Source organism: Sulfurospirillum tamanense (assembly GCF_016937535.1).
Classification (GTDB): domain Bacteria; phylum Campylobacterota; class Campylobacteria; order Campylobacterales; family Campylobacteraceae; genus Sulfurospirillum_B; species Sulfurospirillum_B tamanense.
In genome coordinates this window covers 36,012-53,669 of sequence record NZ_JAFHKK010000007.1, presented here as the reverse complement: position 1 = coordinate 53,669, position 17,658 = coordinate 36,012, and the positions used below count along the sequence as shown (strand labels likewise).

The window sequence follows — 17,658 nt, the reverse complement described above, 5'->3', positions numbered from 1 at the left end:
CTTTGTCTTACATGTAAAGCCTTTATAACCTTAGATTGGCTATAATCACCTCCAAAAAAACAAGGACATTCATGCCTCTCTCCCCTACCAAATATATCTTTGTCACCGGCGGCGTTTTAAGCTCTCTTGGCAAAGGTATTGCTGCTGCGAGTATTGCAACGTTGCTTAAAAATGTTGGATTTAAAGTGAGTATTTTAAAAGCAGACCCGTACATCAACGTGGATCCAGGCACCATGAGTCCCTTGGAACACGGGGAAGTTTTTGTTACGGACGATGGAGCGGAGACGGACCTTGACTTGGGCCATTATGAGCGCTTTTTGGATGTGGATTTGCACCAAACCAACAACTTTACCACGGGAAAAGTTTATTCGACCGTCATCGAAAAAGAGCGGCGCGGGGATTATTTAGGGGAAACCATTCAAGTGATTCCACACATCGTGGGTGAAATCACTAGACGTATGAAAGAGGCAGCCAAGGGACAAGATATTTTGATTGTAGAGATTGGCGGTACGGTGGGCGACATCGAAGGACTCCCCTTTTTGGAGGCCATTCGCGAATTGCGTTCCGAAGTGGGCAAGAAAAATGCGATGAACATTCACTTGACGCTTGTTCCCTACATCACTGTTGCGGGTGAGCTGAAGACTAAGCCTACCCAACACTCCGTACAAGAGTTGCGCCGCATCGGTATTACACCAGACATGCTCATTTGCCGTGCGGAGCGCCCTTTGCCAAAAGAGCTTCGTAATAAGCTAGCCTCTTCATGTGGGGTAGAGCGTAACAGCGTGATTGAGTCTGCGGATGCCCCAACCATCTATCAAGTTCCTCTAAACTTTTTAAAAGACAATATTCTTGCTCCTGTTTCGGAAGTTTTGGACCTAGGCGAGCTCAAGCCCCATATGGAAGAGTGGAACACGCTTGTTAAGCGAGTGATTGCTCCTAGGGATGAGATTGTGATTGCTTTTGTGGGCAAGTATTTGGGTTTAAAAGAATCCTACAAATCCCTTACCGAATCGCTTATTCATGCAGGAGCCCATTTAGATGCGAAGATTACCATCAAGTGGGTTGATAGCGAAGTATTGGAAGAAAAAGGCGAAAAGGGACTGCTGGATGATGTGGACGGTATTTTGGTGCCCGGAGGGTTTGGAGAGCGCGGGGTCGAGGGCAAGATGCGTGCCATTCGTTACGCGCGAGAAAACGGGGTTCCTTACCTTGGGATTTGCCTTGGAATGCAGCTAGCGATGATTGAATTTGCACGCAATGTGCTCAAGATTGAAGATGCTAATTCGGTAGAATTTAACGCTACATGTAAAAATCCTATCATCTACCTTATTGACACCTTTTTGGATACCAGCGGTCAAAAACAGTTGCGCACCTATCAAAGTCCTCTTGGGGGCACAATGCGTCTTGGGGCCTACCAATGCCAAACCAAAAAAGGCTCTTTGCTGCGTGAAGTATACCAAGACAAGCCCACTATCAAAGAACGCCACCGCCACCGCTACGAAGCCAATCCTGAATACCGAAGTGCTTTTGAAGCAGCGGGTCTTACTGTAAGTGGCGAGTCGGATGGGCTGATTGAAGCGGTGGAGCTTGAAGGGCATCCGTGGTTTATTGGGGTGCAATTTCACCCTGAGTTTACTTCACGGCTAACAAATCCCAATAAAGCGATTTTAGGGTTTGCCAAAGCGGCGCTAGCCACGCGGCATGGCTGAGAAACTCACCAAGGAGGCGATTGCGGAGATTTTGGCGGCACGGTTTGAAGAGGACGTGTGCACCAAACTCTCCATGATACCCCCGCCCCATCAATTTAAAGACATCGACAAAGCCGCCGCGCGTATTAAGCGGGCTATTGAAGCCAAAGAACCCATTGCTATTGTAGGCGATTATGATGTGGATGGGGTGGTTTCTTCGGTGATTCTAAGCGAGTTTTTTGACGCACTTATGGTGCCCTATACCCTCAAAATCCCCAACCGTTTTACGGACGGATACGGGCTAAATCCTAAAATTGTTAAAGACTTGGCCGCCACACTGATTATCACCGTCGATAACGGAATTTCTGCTCATGAGGCCGCGCAGTATTGTCTTAGTCAAGGGATTGACCTCATCATTACAGACCACCATACCCCCACAGAGGGCCTGCCTGAGGCCTATGCCATCATTAACCCCAAACAAGAAGATTGCAGTTTTCCCCACAGTGAGATTTGTGGCGCACAAGTGGCGTGGTATTTGGTTGCTGCGCTTAAAGATGCGTGCGGCGTGGCGTATGATTTGGGAAAATGTCTTGATTTGTTGGCCATTGCTATTATGGCGGACATGATGGAGCTTAAAAACATGAACCGCACTATGGTAAAGAAAGGGATTTGTGAGCTCAACCGCTCTTCTAGGCCCGCCTTTGAGGCGGTGCGCTCTTTTTTTAAAAAAGAGCAATTTGAAAGCGACGACATCTCTTTTTTGCTCGCGCCTTTGATTAACAGTTCGGGGCGCATGGATGATGCGATGGTGTCGTATCGGTTTTTAAAGTCTTCATCTGTAAAGGTTGCCACGGAGCTTTTGGAGGAAATTGTCGCGTTTAATAATTTGCGCAAAGAGGAAGAACAGCAACTCTTTGAGTCTTCATTGCGTGCGATCAAAGAAGATGAGCACGTTATTGTGGTATGGGGTGAAGCGTGGCACGAGGGGGTGATTGGGATTGTGGCTTCGCGTTTGGCAAAGCGTTTTCATAAGCCCGCGTTGGTATTTTCGGTGGATGGCGAGCGTGCCAAAGGAAGTGCAAGAAGTGTGGGTCGGGTGGATATTTTGTCGATTATTGCTCAGCATGAGGGGTTTTTATTGGGTTTTGGCGGGCATAAGGGTGCGGCTGGGATGGCGATTGCCCCAGAAAATTTGCCTGCATTCAAGCAAGCCCTAGAGCTTACATGTAAAGACATTGCACACCATGAACTTGGCATGAATGAGGATGTTCTTGGGGAGGTTGACCCTGATGAAATCGATTTTGAACTTTTAGAGATTTTAGAATTTTATGAGCCTTATGGCCAAAAAAACCCGCGCCCTTCGTTTTTGATTCGAGGAATTGAGGTAAAAATTGATCGCACGATTGGCAAAGAACACAACCATCTTAAGTTGATTTTACAAACCCCTACAAGAACCTTGGAATCCCTTTTTTTTAATTTTGACACACCCGCACGAAAAGGAAATGTGATTGATATTGTCTTTACTGTTCAAAAGAACAGTTATCGCGGATTAGTAACACCTCAGTTACTTATAAAGCAAATTTTAAGCTGTACCTAAAATCTCGCGTGCTATGCTTCTCTTTGTCCCAAAACAGAACAAGGAGAAATCATGGAGAAAAGAGAGCTAGACGCGCTTTGTGACGTGTTAGACACAGAGCTAAAACAGCATGGATTATCGCGCAGAGATGCGCTGAAACTCGCGGGCCTGAGTTCTGCGGCTTTTTTGCTAAACCCGAGCGCATCGGTGGGTGCAACCTCGGCAACGGCAAGCAGTGTCACTGGAAAAATCCTCATCGTTGGCGGCGGGGCGGCGGGGTGTTCTCTTGCCAATGCCTTGGTAAAAAAGATTTCTTCCCCAGATATTACCCTTATTGAGCCAAATCCTCAGAGTGTGACATACCAGCCTGGCCAAACCTTTGTGGCTACGGGGATTTACAAACTCGAAGATATTGTGGCCCAAACGGAGGACTTTTTGCCCAAAGAGGTGAAGTGGATAAAAGACAGTGTGGTTTCCTTTGATCCCGAAAACAACACCGTAGAAACAACCGCTAACGGTCAAATCCGCTATGATTTTTTAGTAGTGGCCACGGGGTTGCAACTGCATTATGAGACCATTGATGGGCTAACCAAGGAGATGATTGGGACGGAAGGCATCGGGTCTATTTATACCCCTCAAGGTGCGCTCAAGACATGGGGTGTGCTTCAAGAATTTGTTGCCAAAGCAAAGTCTGGCCAAAAGGTAGCAGGTGTTTTTTCTCACCCCAATACACCCATTAAATGTGGTGGCGCTCCAAAAAAAATCATGTACCTTACCCATGACCGTTTAAAAGAAGCCAAAGCGCGTGAAAATGCCACCCTAACCTTTTACCCCAATGGTGGGTTGATGTTCGATGTACCTGAATACCACGATGCTATCATTAAGCAGTACGAAGTCCGTGGTATGGAATGGAACTACCGACACAATCTGATTGGGGTGGATGCAAGCAAAAAGATCGCCACCTTTGACCACCACTACCTTGTTAAAGGCGCGTGGGATGAAGATTTGGAAGAATTTGAGATGATTCCAGAGGCAAAACGCGTGGAAGTACCCTATGACTTTTTACATGTAACGCCTCCTATGACAGCCCCAGATGCAGTGCGAAACTCTTCTCTTGCATGGCAGCGCGGGAGCGCGGCCGCAGGAGGTTGGGTCGAGGTAGAAAAGGAGACCCTGCAACACTACCGCTACCCCAATGTCTTCGCTCTGGGAGATGTGGCGGGAATTCCCATGGGAAAAACAGGAGGGTCTGTGCGCAAGCAATACACCGTGTGCGCTGATAACCTTATTGCAGTCATGAATGGCAAAGAGCCCAAGGCCAAATACGACGGTTATACCGTGTGCCCTTTGGTGACAGGGATTGGAACAGTGATGATGGCGGAGTTTGATTGGAGTGGTAAGCCTACCCCCTCCTTTCCTCTTCTTGACCCTTCTCAAGAGCGTTGGTTGTGGTGGATTATGAAAGTGTACATGCTTAAACCCATGTATTTTCATGGTATGCTCAAAGGGCGAGCGTAGCCATGAAAACAGTATATTTGAAAAGAGGCGGCACACTGCCGCTGGTGCTAGTTTTTGTAATCGGGTTGGCGGCAAGCGGTGCATTTGCACAAGTGCTTAGCATGGAAGACATTTACCAAAAAACCTGCGCCCATTGCCATGGAATAAAAGGCGAAGGGGTTGGTGATAAAAAAGCACCTCCGCTTAACACACTGCCGCAAAACGCTCTCTCTTATGAGCTTTTTAATCTTACGGCGGTGACACAATCTTCGGGAAGTGACCATGAAATTATGGAACATAACCAACGCAAGATTGAAGAAAAAGGGATGCGCTACCACCCTGATGACATGGCGCGCTATATTTACACCACATTTAATCCTCTAGCAAAACTTGAATCCAGAGGATACCACGAGTATTCGGCAGAGGAAGTGTACGCTCAGATGTGTGCAAAATGCCACGGAGACAAAGCCCAAGGCGACCCAGACAAAAAAGGACCGCCACTAAACACCTACGCCCTACACGAATTGGAAATGGAGCTTCTTTCATTGAAAGAAGGATTTCAATCCTCAGGAGGCCACCATGCACTGATGGCAGAGACGCTTAAGCGCATTGAAAACCGCGGCATGGCATACCATCCCAAAGACATGGCGACCTATATTTATTTTCACTTTAATGAAAAAGGAAAAAAATAGCATTACATGTAAGGGTTCGTTTACCGATCCCTTACCTTTTTTGGTTAAAATTCCTTTTTTGCAACATGATAAATAAAAGGTAACAAATGCGACATCTTGTGCGAGAAGTGGTTTTTTTTGTGATTCTTTTTGGTGTGTTGGCTTTAGGAATGCACATGGACAGGTGGTTGAGCGCCCCCGTGGCACACTGGGAGGGGTTAGGGTATCATGTTATGCCATGGCACCCGCTCGTGTACACCTTTGGCATTTATGTGGTGTTGAGCATTCTTCGCGTGGTTGTTGCGCTAGCCCTGCGCCCCTTTCGCCGACAAGCTTAGCGTACCACCCCGTTTTGTACGGGCACGAACAGGCACGCCTCTATCACTTCTTGGGTGATAGCACCATCTCTTTTGCAAAACCGCGTAATGATTTGCTTCTCCCCTTGTTCAATGGGTGCTACTAAAACCCCGCCCTCTTTAAGTTGGTCAAACAAGACTTCAGGCACCTTGGGCGTAGAAGCTGAAAACAAGATGCGTTCAAAGGGCGCAAAATCACGCCATCCCCGTTGTCCATCATCAAACCGCGCGTGGATGTTGCGAATCCCAAGAGTGTCAAACCGTGTTTTGGCCTCACGCAAGAGTTTTTCAATGCGTTCAATGGTAAACACCCGCCGTACAATCTTGCTTAAAATCGCCGCTTGATACCCGCTCCCACACCCAATCTCTAGCACCGCGTCAACACCCAAAGGCGCTAGGGCTTGGGTCATTTTAGCAACCGTAAGTGGCGAGCTTATCCACTGGTTGCCCGCTAATGGCAAGGCATCTAGCGTGTAGGCGTTGTGGCGCATGCCTTGGGGGACAAAGAGTTCGCGTTCTGTGGAGGCAAAGGCCTCAAAAACAGCAGGGTCAAGGGGCAGGTGGTCTGCAAGGGCGGTGGCGAGATTTTTACTTTTATGGAGCCTTAGTTTTTGGTGGAAGTGCATGAAAGTCCTGTGTTGATATAGCGTCGCATGGTGTGAAGGGTTTTGGCGGTGGCCTTACATGTAAGCAAAGCTTTAGCGTCATCGCGCACGCTTACGCCAAAAGGGTCGATGAGCCCGCTTCCTGTGGCTTCATCGCTGGCATTGGCGGCAATGACGTAACATTGGTTGGTAATAGCAAGGGCATCACACAGCGTTTCGTAGTGGCGTTTGCGTTCTTTTCCCCACAGGGCAGGCACAAGGAGTATTTCTACTCCTTTAAGCTGTTCCCATAAGGCAGGAAAGCGCAATTCAAAACAAATGAGCACGCCTACGTGCATACCACGCCACAAAAAAGGGGCAATGGCGGCTGTGTCGCCCGCGACAAAATGGGCAGGCTCGTCGCCTAGAGGAAAGAGCTTGGCTTTGTCTTGGGTGTGGACAACTTGCGCGTTTTCGAGGAGGTAAAAACGGTTGGCAAACCCGTGGGATGTTTTGACGATACATGTAAAGCCAACCGCCTTTTTTTTGGTGCCTTGTTTGAGTTTTTCTAGTGCTTTGGCGCTAAAGGCGGCCGCTTCTTCCATGCGGTCATAGCTGTAACCCGTGAGACATAGTTCTGGCGCAAGGCACAAAGAGTCTGGCTCGGCGCGTTCAAGTAAAGCTAAAAGGGTGGCTAAGTTGTCCTCCCAAGGCCGTTCTTGGTAGGCAAAACTTAGCGTGTGCAAGGGTAGACTAGAAGTCATCAAACGACAAGCTTCCTTTGCTGTAGTTGGTTACATTGCCTTCAAAAAAGTTGGTCTTTTGGTCGTTAAATTTCGAAAAATCATCGACCCATTTGATGGGATGTTTTGCGTCGTAGATTTTCTCAAATCCAACGGCTTTAAGGCGGTCGTCGATGAGGTAATGAATGTATTCTTCGATGATGTCATCAGTAAAGCCCATGATTTGGTTTTGGGTGATGTACTTGCCCCATTCGATTTCCAAATCGCCCGCTTTTTTGAACATCTCGACCACTTTGGCTTTGAGTTCGGGTGTAAACAGGTCAGGGCGTTCTTTTTGGACGGAGTTAATCATGTTTTGAAAGAGTAATAAGTGAGTGATTTCATCTCGCTGGATAAAGCGAATCATCTGTGCACTTCCTAGCATCCGTCCCGCACGCGCAAGGGCGTAGATGGCGGTGAAGCCTGAGTAGAAGTAAATGCCCTCTAGGATCTGGTTGGCAAACATCGCAAGGACGAGTTTTTCATCCGTCACATCGCCGGCAAGTTCTTCGTACACACTTGAGATGTAGTCATTTTTGCGACGCAATACTTCGTCGTGTTTTTCCATTTCGTAAATGAGGTCGGTGTTGTCGCAAATGGCTTCGACCATGACCGCGTAGGATTTGGAGTGGTTGGCTTCTTCGTACGCTTGACGGGCAAGGCATGCGTTAATCTCGGGAGCGGTAATGTAGGGGTTGATGTTGTCCGCGAGGTTGTTGGTCTGGAAGCTGTCCATGCTGATAAGCTGCGACCAGACAAGGTCATACATGCGTTTTTCGGCGTCCGTGAGGTTGCGGTTGTAATCAAGCACGTCTTTGGTGGTGTCCACTTCTTTGGGAAACCACGTGTTGCCTTCCATGTAGTCCCAGAGTTTGAGTGCCCAGGTGTATTTGGCTTTGGTGAAGTTCAAGATGCCGTGGGGATTTCCGCCAAAAATTTTGCGATCACCTAGGCTTTCGTTAGAGTTTGGGTTATAAATACGTTTGCGTTCCATAAAAACTCCCTGTGATATTTTCGTGGTATTGTACACGAAGTTTGCTAAGAGGGAAGAAAAAACCTTTACATGTAAGGGTGGTTTTCTTGTATAAAATCAGCCAATGCTTCTTTGTCAAGGGGACGCGCAAAGTAGTAACCTTGGAACCTGTCGCACCCAAAATGGGTCAGCATGTCTAGCTGTTCTTTGGTCTCAATACCCTCGGCAACCACGTCCATTTCCAGGTTTTTGCCAATGGTGATGATACTTTGCACCATTTGTTGGGCACCCTTGTCCAGCAAAACCGTATCGATAAAACTTTTGTCGATTTTAAGCTCATCGATGGGAAGCATGCGCAACATGCTCAACGAAGAGTACCCCGTGCCAAAATCATCCATAGAAAGCTTGATGCCATGGGCTTTGAGCTCTTGGAGTAGGGGTAAAATACTTCCAACATCTTCAATCAGTAAACTCTCAGTAATTTCCAACGCCGCCCACACCCCTTGGATGCCCTCTTCGCGCATTTTGCCAATAAAATAGGCCGCAAAATCAGGCTCAAGCAGTTGGCGGGCGGAGAGGTTGATGGAGGTGTAAAAGGTGCGGCCAAGGGCCTGTTGGACCCCTTTAATATCGGCAAAACTGGCTTCAATAATGCACCGGCCAAGAGCAGGCATCTGCCCAGAAGCCTCCGCCACAGGGATAAAGGCATCGGGAGGCACATTGCCTAAAATAGGACTGTTCCAGCGAGCTAAGGCTTCCACGCCGTAAAAAGCGCCTTGGGTGCTTATTTGAGGTTGGTATACCATGAAAAATTCACGGTTTTCGATGGCGCTGCGAAGGGCTTGTTCGATGTTGACATTGCGCAAGTACCCTTCTTGCATGGTGTTTTTAAACAAATGAGCGCTGTTTTTGAGGCGTTTGGATTCGTACATGGCAATGTCCGCTGCCCGCAAGAGTTCGTTAATGGTTTGCCCGTGGGCAGGGTATTTGGCAATTCCAACGCTTGCCCCTACATGTAAACGCATGGCATTGATGTGGTAAGGGGCTGAAGCAGTTGTGATGAGTTCTTTTGCCAAAGCTAACAGAGTGTTATCCTCGTGGGCAAGTGTTAGTAAAATAAACTCATCGCCCCCGTGGCGCAGTAAGAGCGCATTTTTTGGCAAAATGGCGCGTAAACGTTGGGCAAGTTCTCTTAGGAGCACATCTCCATGCTGGTGACCAAAACTATCATTAACGTTTTTAAAATTATCCAAATCTATGTACAGCAATCCAAAAGGGGGCGCTTTGGGGTAAATCCACTGCTGGATGTTGTCTTTGAGGTAGTTTCGGTTTAAAAGGCCGGTGAGCTGGTCGTGGGTGGCTTGGTGTAACAACTCGGCCCTGCGTTTGGCTTCAGCGGTAGCAATGATGCGAAAGAGAAAATAAAGCAACCCTTCCACACATACAAAAATGAGAAAATAGGTTCCCAATAACTTGGCAAAATCCATCCAAAGAAGCTTCATCTGCGTCATGAGAACAAACCAAAGCTTGTACGTTGCGTCGTATTGGAAGGAGACTAGCCGGGAAGTTTCTTCTGCGTCGTAGACAAAAGAGAGAGGTTGGCGTGAACGCCAAAAACTACCCAACGCACTTGCGTGGGTTTTTTCTACCGCTTTTTTCATTGCTTCTTGTTTGCTGTGCGAAAGCGCGTCTTGGTAGATGTTGTAGTTAGGCTCTTGCCCATTGCTGGCGTATTGCACGCGCATATCCTCACGCACAATCAGTGAAAGATAACGGTTTTCATGGTCGATGTTTTTAACCAAATGCCCAAAAGAATCCTCCAAACGCAAGGCGGCTGTAATGACGTGATGGACGCTTCCATCAGGGTTGCGCATGGCTTTGCGGATAGGAACAATCCAGTCTTGAAAAGGCTTAAAAAAATAGGTACGCCCAAAAACCATGTCGTCTGTTTCCATGGTTTTGATAAAAGAGTCACGAGACTCGGGTTGCTCTAAAAGATTGGGGAAGGTTGAAACATCAAGGTTATTGGTAGCAAACAGCATGGCTCCTTGGGGGTTGACCAGTGCGATTGAAATAATGGCAGGACTTTTTTCAAGGGCCGCATCAAGAATGGCCATAGCGCTTTGGTTGTCCTGATAGGAGTCGTCTTCTAAAAACCGATGCCCAAGGATGTCTAGCATCACTTCGTTGGTTCTATAGAGCGCTTGGGTGGAGTTGGCGATGAGTCTTAGGGTGTTTTCTTGGGAGCTTTTGGCATTAGCAAAAAGCCTTTGCCATTGGAGATAGGAGACAAAACCAAAATAAAGAGTAAAAAGCGCCGTCAAAATGTAAAAAATTGACCATATATTTTTTTTCAAAAGCGCCATAGAATCACCCTTTGGTAAATTTTTTTATATTGTAGCATTTCTGCACTTTGGAGCGATTTGCGTTACAATAATGCTTTTATTCTTTACATGTAAAGGATTTTCGTGGGCATTGAATGGATAATCGCTTTTTTGATTTTGGGCGCGGTGGTAGGCTTTATGGCGGGATTGTTGGGGATTGGCGGGGGTGGCATTATGGTGCCGGTGCTCACAGCCATTTTTCTTGCCCAAGGGGTGCCTGTAGAAAACGTGGTGCATTTGGCTCTTGGCACCTCCATGGCGTCCATCGTCTTCACCTCTTTTGCCAGTATGCGTGCCCATCACAAGCGCGGTGCGGTGCAATGGGATATTGTGAAATTGATGGCGGGCGGGGTGATTCTTGGCACCTTTGCCGCGACGTTTTTGGCCACATGGATGGCTTCAGCGCATTTAGCCATTTTCTTTGCTGTGTTTATGGGATACGTTTCGATTCAGATGGCCATCGATAAAAAACCAAAACCTAGCCGCGTGTTGTTGCCTCCTCCTGCCCTTTTTGGTGGGGGGACGTTTATCGGTGTGATTTCGGCGCTGGTTTCCATTGGCGGCGGGTCGCTGAGCGTACCTTTTTTAGTGTGGCAAAATGTGGATGTGAAAAAAGCCATCGCCACGTCTGCGGCCATTGGCCTTCCTCTTTCGCTTGCGGGGACATTGGGGTATGTGGTCAATGGCCTTTTACATCCCAGTGATGCTGCCATGACTGCAGGTTTTGTCTACCTTCCTGCGGTGGTGCTTATCTCTTTGGTGAGTTATTTTACAGCTCCTTTTGGCGCGAGCATGGCTCACCGCTTGCCTGTGGGTAAACTCAAAAAAATCTTTGCGTTGTTGCTTATGCTTTTGAGTTTAAAGATGCTAAGTTCTGTGCTGTAGCAAGGGAAATCCCTTGCTACTCTTGTACGCAAATCTCTCCGCGCTTTACATGTAAAAGGGTTTGGTAGATAACAATGCCCACAATGATAGTTGTAGTGGCGATTAGAATGTAAGCTAAATATAAAACCCCCTGCTCTTTTGTGAGGCTATACAGCACCATGGTGCTAATGGCCATGGCTGCCAAGGGGAAGATAAACGCCCACCACGAGATAAAAAATTTAATCTTGACAAAGTTCTTGTACATAAAGGCAATGAGCAGGGTAAAAAAGAGCCCAAGGTTGTAAAGCATCAACGCAAAGGTGTCAAGGGAGTGGGTGAGCTTGAGGTAAGAGAGAAATCCTACCGCTGGAGGCGCGATGAGGATGAAGAGCGTGGGCATAAACTTTGTAGCCAGTTGGTTGTGAAAAATGATGCGATTAAGGACGATGGAAAAAAGTACAACCCAAAAGAAAAGCCCAATGGAGAGAAAGTAAAACAACGCGCCCGTAGGCACAAACCCTACGCCGCCAAGAGGGACTAACACGTTGCCCACGATAGGAATGAACCACGCAGGACTAGAATGGTCAAGCTGTTGGTTGTGGTTAATCCAAAAAGCGATGGTGTGCAGGGTTAGAAACAGGTGCAACAACGTGCCTGAGTACCAAAAAAGGGCACTGATGGCAGGGGAAAGCTCTTTGTAGCCAATGGCAAGCATGAGCATGGAGATGGAAATTGCCGAGAAAAAATTGATGCGCACAGGGTGGGCAAACTCATGCCGCACCGCGTCAAAGTACCGTAGTGCTTTTAAACTGTATAAAGCACCAATAAAAAGAAAAATGGCCGTGCTAACAACCAAAAGCCCTTGTCCTAAAAAAGCAGGAAACCCTAGGATTTCCCCTGCTTTTAGGTACATCAAGCTTAAGCCTCCCATGCCCATCACGATGGCAAACATCATGATGGGAAAATGCCCAATACGCGTTTGTGCTTCCACGAAAACTCCTCGTTTTTTAGGAAGCATACATTTATTATTTACATATGTAAATTAAAAGAGTGCACGGCTACGCTTTGGCGATGTGCTCTTCGATGGCTTCAGCGACCCGTTTAGAAAATGCAACGGCTTCTACGACGGTACGCGCGCCTGTGACCACGTCCCCAGAGGCAAAAACCCCCTCATGGGTGGTGCGTCCGCAATCATCTGTCACAATGAGCCCGCGTGGGTCAACGTCAATGCCTTTGTTGTTGCTGACAATCACGTCGCGTGGGTTTTGGCTGATGGCAACCAGTACGCTTGTGGCGCTCTCAAAGCCCTCTTCGCCTTTACATGTAAAGCGCACGCCCTCAGGAGTAATCTCCTCGGGTGTGCGGTAAAAATCAAAGTGCACACCATCGAGCTTGGTGCAATGGATTTCGTGTTTAGACGCAGGCATCTCTTCTTCGCCCTTTCGGTACATAATGCGAACCTCTTTGGCTCCCTTTCGGATGGCGGTGCGCGCCACATCCATGGCCACATTGCCAGCTCCCAGGACGACGACTTTTTCCCCTAAGTCATGCACATCGGGATTTTTGAGGTACTCAATAGCAAAATGCACATGGCCTAAGCTTTCGCCTTTGATGCCCAGCTTTTTGGGTGCCCACACGCCCGTACCGATAAATACAGCGTTAAAGCCATCGCGAAACATATCTTCAATAGTGAGGTTTTTGCCCACGGTGGTGTTGGGGCGAATTTTTACACCAAGGGCTTTAAGGTGCCCCACAAGGGCGTCAATCAAGGTTTTGTCAAGCCTAAAATCAGGAATTCCATAGCGCAACACCCCGCCCATTTTGTCGTTTTTATCATAAATGGTAATACCGTATCCCTTAAGCGCGAGCAAAAACGCTAGCCCCATACCCGCTGGCCCGCTGCCAATGATAGCCACATTGTGGCCGTTGTGTGCGGGTTTTTCAAAGGCAGCACGGTGAATGAAGTTGCTAGAAATGTAGTGCTCAATGGCTCCTACGCTTACAGGTGAACCTTTTTTGTTGAGGATGCAATGGCCCTCGCAGTGTTTTTCATGGGGGCAGACCAAAGAGCAGATAAGGGAAAGGGGATTATTTTCAAATAAAAGCTGCCCTGCTTCATGGATATGGCCGTCTAAAAAGAGGCGAATCATTTGTGGAATGGGGGTGTTGATGGGGCAACCGGGGCGGCATTTGGGTTTTTTGCATTCAAGGCAGCTGGATGCTAGCTGCAAAATGGGTTGGTTCATGGGGGTTCCTTGGCGCAAAACGCGTAAAAATTAGCGAAGCGTAGCGAAATTTGGGTTAAAAATTACGTAAGCGAACAGGAATGAGGTGTGTGAGGGATTCTAGAGCAAACGCGTTTAGTGGGGAAGGCGTATTGCCCAAGGTGGGCTCTACATGTAAATAGCGTTGGAGATAGTACGTGCCATTGTACCCAAGAGCGTGAAGCTCTTCAATCATGGTGTTGATGTGGTTTACATGTAAGAGGTCAGGATGCACAGTGGTGCGTACTTCAAAGCTCACATCTGCTCCAATGAGGTAGGTTAAGCTTTCATAAAAAGCATCGTAGTTTGAAGAGCCTGTGAGGGATTTATGAAGGGCTTGGGGCGCTTTGTAATCAAGGGCTACGTAATCCACAAGGGCATTTTCCACAAGGGTGCGAATGACTGAGGGCTTAGTTCCATTGGTATCAAGTTTGATTTCAAATCCCATGGCTTTGATGGCTTCACAAAGGTCTTGGAGATGCGGGTACAACGTGGATTCGCCACCACTTAGTACCACGCCATCAAGCTTTCCTTGGCGCAAACGCAAAAAATCAAACAGGTCTGATTCGCACAAGGTGCCTTTTTCGCGCACAATGTTAGGGTTATAGCAGTAAGGACAGCGCATATTGCACCCACTAAACCAGACCACGCAAGCTAGGCGGTCTGGAAAGTCGGTGGTGGTAAAGCGGGTGATGTCGAAGATGGGTTTATTTGACGGGTTCTGCAAACTTCACTCGTTGGCGGTGTTCCCCTTTTTTGCCGATGTTAAAACTCTCGACAGGGCGGTGGTAGCCCATAACACGGGTGTATACCATGCAACGCGTGCGTTTTTCTTCCAACTCTTTAGGCAGTTGCTTGTTCATGTTCTCTCCTTTGGATTTCTTGATGTTCTTTTAACAATTCCTCGTCACACATAGGGCAAAATTCATGCTCACCGCTAATGTAGCCGTGCTTCTCACACACAGAAAAGACAGGTGTGATGGTGATGTAAGGCATGCGGTAATTGCTAATAACCTTTTTGATGAGCCGACGGCAAGCCTCAGCAGAGCTGATGCGCTCTTTCATGTAAAGGTGCAAGACCGTACCGCCCGTGTAGGCGCATTGGAGTTCATCTTGCATGTCCAGAGCTTCAAAAGGATCATCGGTATAATCAGCAGGAAGCTGAGAAGAGTTGGTATAGTAGACATTTTTGCCACTGCCTGCTTGGATAATGTCGGGATAGCGTTTTTTGTCTTCTTTGGCAAAACGGTACGTGGTGCCCTCGGCTGGTGTGGCTTCGAGGTTATAGAGGTTGCCTGTCTCTTCTTGGTAAGCACGAATTCTATCGCGCAGGTACTCTAGCATTTCAAGCGTAAACGCATCGCCAAAATTGCTTGTGATGTCGTGGTCACCATTGGTAAAGTTACGAATCATCTCGTTCATGCCATTAATGCCAATGGTCGAAAAATGGTTATTAAAATTAGGCAAATAGCGGGCAGTATAGGGGTAAAGCCCACGGTCATACATGGTCTTTACAAAAACACGCTTTTTTTCCAAGGTGGATTTAGCCATCTCTAAAAGCTCATCCAGTCGTGCGTATAATCCCTCTTTATTTCCCTTGTAAAGGTAGCCAAGGCGTGCGAGGTTAAGGGTGACTACTCCGATGCTTCCTGTCATCTCCGCACTGCCAAAGAGCCCGCCCCCGCGTTTTAAAAGCTCGCGCAAATCCAGCTGCAAGCGGCAGCACATACTGCGTACGTGACCGGGTTTGTAAGCCTTGGGATTTTCCACAAGCTCGCCTGTTTGTGCGTCGCGTAAGTATTGGCTTCCGATAAAGTTTTGAAAATACGAAGAGCCAATTTTAGCAGTGTTTTCAAAGAGCAAATCGGTATTTTCGCCGTACCAATCAAAATCTTCGGTGATATTTACTGTCGGAATAGGAAAGGTGAAGGGTTGCCCTGTTTTGTCGCCCTCAGTCATCACTTCGTAAAAAGCACGGTTGATGAGGTTCATTTCAGGTTGAAAATGCCCATAAGTGAGCGCGTCTAAGGTTTTAGCACCACGCTCTTTAGCTATGGCAACAAGCCTCTCGTTAGTTTCGTTTCCTTTGAGGAGGTGTATATTATTGGCCGTAGGGGTTTGGTCTTTCAGATCCTCGGGCACGCTCCAGTCGATGGTGACATTCGTAAAAGGGCTTTGGCCCCAACGTGCAGGGACGTTGAGATTGTAGATGAAGCTACGTACCGCTTTTTTCACTTCTTTGTAGTTGAGTTGGTCTTTGAAGACATAAGGGGCAAGGTAGGTGTCAAAGGAACTAAAGGCTTGGGCGCCCGCCCATTCGCTTTGCAAGATGCCTAAAAAGTTCGCCATTTGCCCTAGGGCTTCACGAAAATGCCTAGGTGCACGACTCTCCACGCGGCCACGCACACCGTTAAAACCTTCATTTAACAAGTTGCGCAAGCTCCAGCCTGCACAGTAGCCGGTAAGGCAGTCAAGGTCGTGGATGTGGTAGTCGCCGTTTCGGTGAGCAATGCCTTCTTCTTTGGAGTAGATTTTATCGAGCCAGTAGTTGGCGATGACTTTGCCAGCGGTATTGTTAATGAGCCCTGCGTTGGAGTAGCCCGTGTTGGAGTTGGCTTTGATGCGCCAGTCATTGCCGTTGATGTACTCTTCGATGGTTTGGGTGGAGTTGATAAAAGTGGTGTCTTCTGAGAGTCCTAGCACGTGCTCGCGCTGCATTTTGTGGGTGTGGCGATAGATCATAAAAGAGCGCATGACTTCAAAATAGCGTCCACGGTAGAGTTCTTGTTCGATGAGGTCTTGGATGTCTTCTACGGCTGCAAGGCGCTTGGCATTGAGTTTCTCTATAACATTGAGAAAAATAACCCTGTCGTAGGTGGTGTTTTCGCTTTTGAAGGCTTTTTTAATGGCGTCTTCGATTTTGTAGGGTTGAAACTCTTGGGTGGTTCCGTCGCGTTTAAGTAGTGTCGTAAGCATGGGCATCCTAACGGGTGGGAGATTTGTCTTTTTAGGGGTTTATTATAGTATAAAGGGTGCATCTTGAAACTTAATTATTTTTGTTACAAGGGCGTGACATGCTTAAAAATTTGCCAAAAAGTCTAATTTTAATGAAACAAGTTAAAATTTTCACATCAATTTTTATCTAAATAAAACCCTATAAATAGGGTTTTTATTGAATTTATTGAATTTTTTAGTGTGACATTTTGCCAATTTTGCTAAATATGAAAAATTAATTTAAATTTTTAAATTATAAAATCACGAAAGCATGAATTTTACAATGGCTTCGACGTGAATATCGGTGGTGTCAAACAGAGGAACAGGAGCATCTTGGGGGCTTAGGAGCATCCCTATTTCTGTGCATCCAAGCACGACGCCTTGGGTAGTGGGATGTGCGAGTAGGTGGTTTTTGATGGTGTTTTGATAATAGACTTTGGACGAGGTATCTATTTTTCCTTTACACAATTCTTCAAAAATAATGCGGTTAATTTCCATGATTTCTTTGGGCACGTGAACACGAATACCGTGTTGGACTAACACCTCTTTGTAAAACGCCTCTTCCATGGTAAAGCGTGTGCCAAGAAGCAAAATCTCAGTGACGCTGTCTTTTAAAAGTGCTTGTGCTGTAGCGTGGGCAATGTGCAAAAAAGGAACCGAAATCGCCGCGCTAATCATGGGGGCGATTTTGTGCATGGTGTTGGTGCAAAGGGCGATACCTTGGGCGCCTGCGCGCTCAAGTGCGCACGCAGCACTAGCGAGTTGATGTCCTGCTTCTTCCCATTTTCCTTCTCTTTGAAGCACTTCAATGGGGGCAAAATCCACAGAATGTAGCCACAAGGGCGCACTGTGCAAACCCCCTTTTACTTTTGCAATCGTCTGGTTGAGCTTGGTGTAATAGTGGCTTGTAGATTCCCAGCTCATGCCGCCAATGAGGCCGATACTTTGCATTGTCACTCCTGTATCACACCCTTACATGTAAAGGTGAAGTTTAGTGGTTTTATTTAAATTCCAGATACGCCTTT

Annotated in this window: 16 protein-coding genes; 6 read left to right on the top strand and 10 right to left on the bottom strand. The window is 47.3% G+C overall.

Features of this window, described 5'->3' with window-relative positions; genetic code table 11:
• Positions 1-71 precede the first annotated feature (71 nt).
• The 5 genes from pyrG to JWV37_RS04725 all read left to right on the top strand — a co-directional run bounded on the left by pyrG (position 72) and on the right by JWV37_RS04725 (position 5,770).
• Positions 72-1,709, top strand: a complete 1,638-nt coding sequence (gene pyrG, locus JWV37_RS04745) for a CTP synthase (RefSeq protein WP_205458632.1) — start codon at positions 72-74, stop codon at positions 1,707-1,709.
• On the top strand, positions 1,702-3,285 hold the full coding sequence (gene recJ, locus JWV37_RS04740; RefSeq protein WP_205458631.1) for a single-stranded-DNA-specific exonuclease RecJ: 1,584 nt from the start codon (positions 1,702-1,704) through the stop codon (positions 3,283-3,285). Before pyrG ends, recJ begins: the two co-directional genes overlap by 8 nt.
• A 51-nt stretch (positions 3,286-3,336) precedes the next feature.
• Positions 3,337-4,782 (top strand): NAD(P)/FAD-dependent oxidoreductase, encoded by a 1,446-nt coding sequence (locus JWV37_RS04735; protein WP_205458630.1) that lies wholly within the window; start codon positions 3,337-3,339, stop codon positions 4,780-4,782.
• Between the two features lie 2 nt (positions 4,783-4,784).
• Positions 4,785-5,453 carry a c-type cytochrome gene (locus tag JWV37_RS04730; protein ID WP_205458629.1) on the top strand — a complete coding sequence of 223 codons (669 nt, stop codon included), beginning with the start codon at positions 4,785-4,787 and terminating at the stop codon, positions 5,451-5,453.
• An 86-nt stretch (positions 5,454-5,539) separates the two neighbouring features.
• A complete protein-coding gene (locus JWV37_RS04725; protein WP_205458628.1) occupies positions 5,540-5,770 on the top strand; it encodes a hypothetical protein in 231 nt (76 codons plus the stop codon).
• Here the strand turns inward: JWV37_RS04725 and JWV37_RS04720 are convergent.
• The 4 genes from JWV37_RS04720 to JWV37_RS04705 all read right to left on the bottom strand — a co-directional run bounded on the left by JWV37_RS04720 (position 5,767) and on the right by JWV37_RS04705 (position 10,493).
• Positions 5,767-6,414, bottom strand: coding sequence for a protein-L-isoaspartate(D-aspartate) O-methyltransferase (locus JWV37_RS04720; protein ID WP_205458627.1), 648 nt, complete (start codon positions 6,412-6,414; stop codon positions 5,767-5,769). The two genes, JWV37_RS04725 and JWV37_RS04720, sit on opposite strands and share 4 nt — an antisense overlap.
• Positions 6,393-7,136: a nitrilase-related carbon-nitrogen hydrolase gene (locus tag JWV37_RS04715; RefSeq protein WP_205458626.1), complete on the bottom strand. Its 744-nt coding sequence runs from the start codon at positions 7,134-7,136 to the stop codon at positions 6,393-6,395. Before JWV37_RS04715 ends, JWV37_RS04720 begins: the two co-directional genes overlap by 22 nt.
• Entirely contained in the window at positions 7,126-8,148 is a 1,023-nt protein-coding gene (locus JWV37_RS04710) for a ribonucleotide-diphosphate reductase subunit beta (protein ID WP_205458625.1), read from the bottom strand. The genes JWV37_RS04715 and JWV37_RS04710 overlap by 11 nt, the downstream gene beginning before the upstream one ends.
• Before the next feature lie 65 nt (positions 8,149-8,213).
• On the bottom strand, positions 8,214-10,493 hold the full coding sequence (locus tag JWV37_RS04705; RefSeq protein WP_205458624.1) for a bifunctional diguanylate cyclase/phosphodiesterase: 2,280 nt from the start codon (positions 10,491-10,493) through the stop codon (positions 8,214-8,216).
• Between the two features lie 102 nt (positions 10,494-10,595).
• On the opposite strand from JWV37_RS04705, the gene JWV37_RS04700 reads away from it, so the two are divergent.
• Positions 10,596-11,396 carry a sulfite exporter TauE/SafE family protein gene (locus JWV37_RS04700; protein ID WP_205458623.1) on the top strand — a complete coding sequence of 267 codons (801 nt, stop codon included), beginning with the start codon at positions 10,596-10,598 and terminating at the stop codon, positions 11,394-11,396.
• 16 nt (positions 11,397-11,412) lie between these two features.
• On the opposite strand, the gene JWV37_RS04695 is transcribed toward JWV37_RS04700, so the two are convergent.
• The 6 genes from JWV37_RS04695 to JWV37_RS04670 form a co-directional block, all read right to left on the bottom strand.
• Entirely contained in the window at positions 11,413-12,366 is a 954-nt protein-coding gene (locus tag JWV37_RS04695) for an SLAC1 anion channel family protein (protein ID WP_369407652.1), read from the bottom strand.
• Positions 12,367-12,433: 67 nt separating this feature from the next.
• Complete coding sequence (locus tag JWV37_RS04690; protein ID WP_205458621.1) at positions 12,434-13,621, bottom strand: NAD(P)-dependent oxidoreductase; 1,188 nt, start codon at positions 13,619-13,621, stop codon at positions 12,434-12,436.
• Between the two features lie 55 nt (positions 13,622-13,676).
• Positions 13,677-14,366, bottom strand: coding sequence for an anaerobic ribonucleoside-triphosphate reductase activating protein (locus JWV37_RS04685; RefSeq protein WP_205458620.1), 690 nt, complete (start codon positions 14,364-14,366; stop codon positions 13,677-13,679).
• Positions 14,347-14,502, bottom strand: a complete 156-nt coding sequence (gene nrdD / locus JWV37_RS12795) for an anaerobic ribonucleoside-triphosphate reductase (protein ID WP_205458619.1) — start codon at positions 14,500-14,502, stop codon at positions 14,347-14,349. The genes JWV37_RS04685 and nrdD overlap by 20 nt, the downstream gene beginning before the upstream one ends.
• Positions 14,483-16,615: a ribonucleoside triphosphate reductase gene (locus JWV37_RS04675; protein ID WP_205458618.1), complete on the bottom strand. Its 2,133-nt coding sequence runs from the start codon at positions 16,613-16,615 to the stop codon at positions 14,483-14,485. Before JWV37_RS04675 ends, nrdD begins: the two co-directional genes overlap by 20 nt.
• A 279-nt stretch (positions 16,616-16,894) precedes the next feature.
• The gene (locus JWV37_RS04670; protein ID WP_205458617.1) at positions 16,895-17,584 is read right to left on the bottom strand and encodes an aspartate/glutamate racemase family protein; all 690 of its coding nucleotides are present in this window, start codon (positions 17,582-17,584) and stop codon (positions 16,895-16,897) included.
• Positions 17,585-17,658 lie beyond the last annotated feature (74 nt).

What these genes read in the sequence shown, in the direction of transcription:
- JWV37_RS04725 (WP_205458628.1), top strand. Translation starts at nt 5,540, where the DNA reads ATGCGACATCTTGTGCGAGAAGTGGTTTTTTTTGTGATTCTTTTTGGT.
- JWV37_RS04670 (WP_205458617.1), bottom strand. Translation starts at nt 17,584, where the DNA reads ATGCAAAGTATCGGCCTCATTGGCGGCATGAGCTGGGAATCTACAAGC.
- JWV37_RS04720 (WP_205458627.1), bottom strand. Translation starts at nt 6,414, where the DNA reads ATGCACTTCCACCAAAAACTAAGGCTCCATAAAAGTAAAAATCTCGCC.
- JWV37_RS04730 (WP_205458629.1), top strand. Translation starts at nt 4,785, where the DNA reads ATGAAAACAGTATATTTGAAAAGAGGCGGCACACTGCCGCTGGTGCTA.
- JWV37_RS04675 (WP_205458618.1), bottom strand. Translation starts at nt 16,615, where the DNA reads ATGCTTACGACACTACTTAAACGCGACGGAACCACCCAAGAGTTTCAA.
- JWV37_RS04705 (WP_205458624.1), bottom strand. Translation starts at nt 10,493, where the DNA reads ATGGCGCTTTTGAAAAAAAATATATGGTCAATTTTTTACATTTTGACG.
- JWV37_RS04710 (WP_205458625.1), bottom strand. Translation starts at nt 8,148, where the DNA reads ATGGAACGCAAACGTATTTATAACCCAAACTCTAACGAAAGCCTAGGT.
- JWV37_RS04690 (WP_205458621.1), bottom strand. Translation starts at nt 13,621, where the DNA reads ATGAACCAACCCATTTTGCAGCTAGCATCCAGCTGCCTTGAATGCAAA.
- JWV37_RS04715 (WP_205458626.1), bottom strand. Translation starts at nt 7,136, where the DNA reads ATGACTTCTAGTCTACCCTTGCACACGCTAAGTTTTGCCTACCAAGAA.
- JWV37_RS04735 (WP_205458630.1), top strand. Translation starts at nt 3,337, where the DNA reads ATGGAGAAAAGAGAGCTAGACGCGCTTTGTGACGTGTTAGACACAGAG.
- recJ (WP_205458631.1), top strand. Translation starts at nt 1,702, where the DNA reads ATGGCTGAGAAACTCACCAAGGAGGCGATTGCGGAGATTTTGGCGGCA.
- pyrG (WP_205458632.1), top strand. Translation starts at nt 72, where the DNA reads ATGCCTCTCTCCCCTACCAAATATATCTTTGTCACCGGCGGCGTTTTA.
- nrdD (WP_205458619.1), bottom strand. Translation starts at nt 14,502, where the DNA reads ATGAACAAGCAACTGCCTAAAGAGTTGGAAGAAAAACGCACGCGTTGC.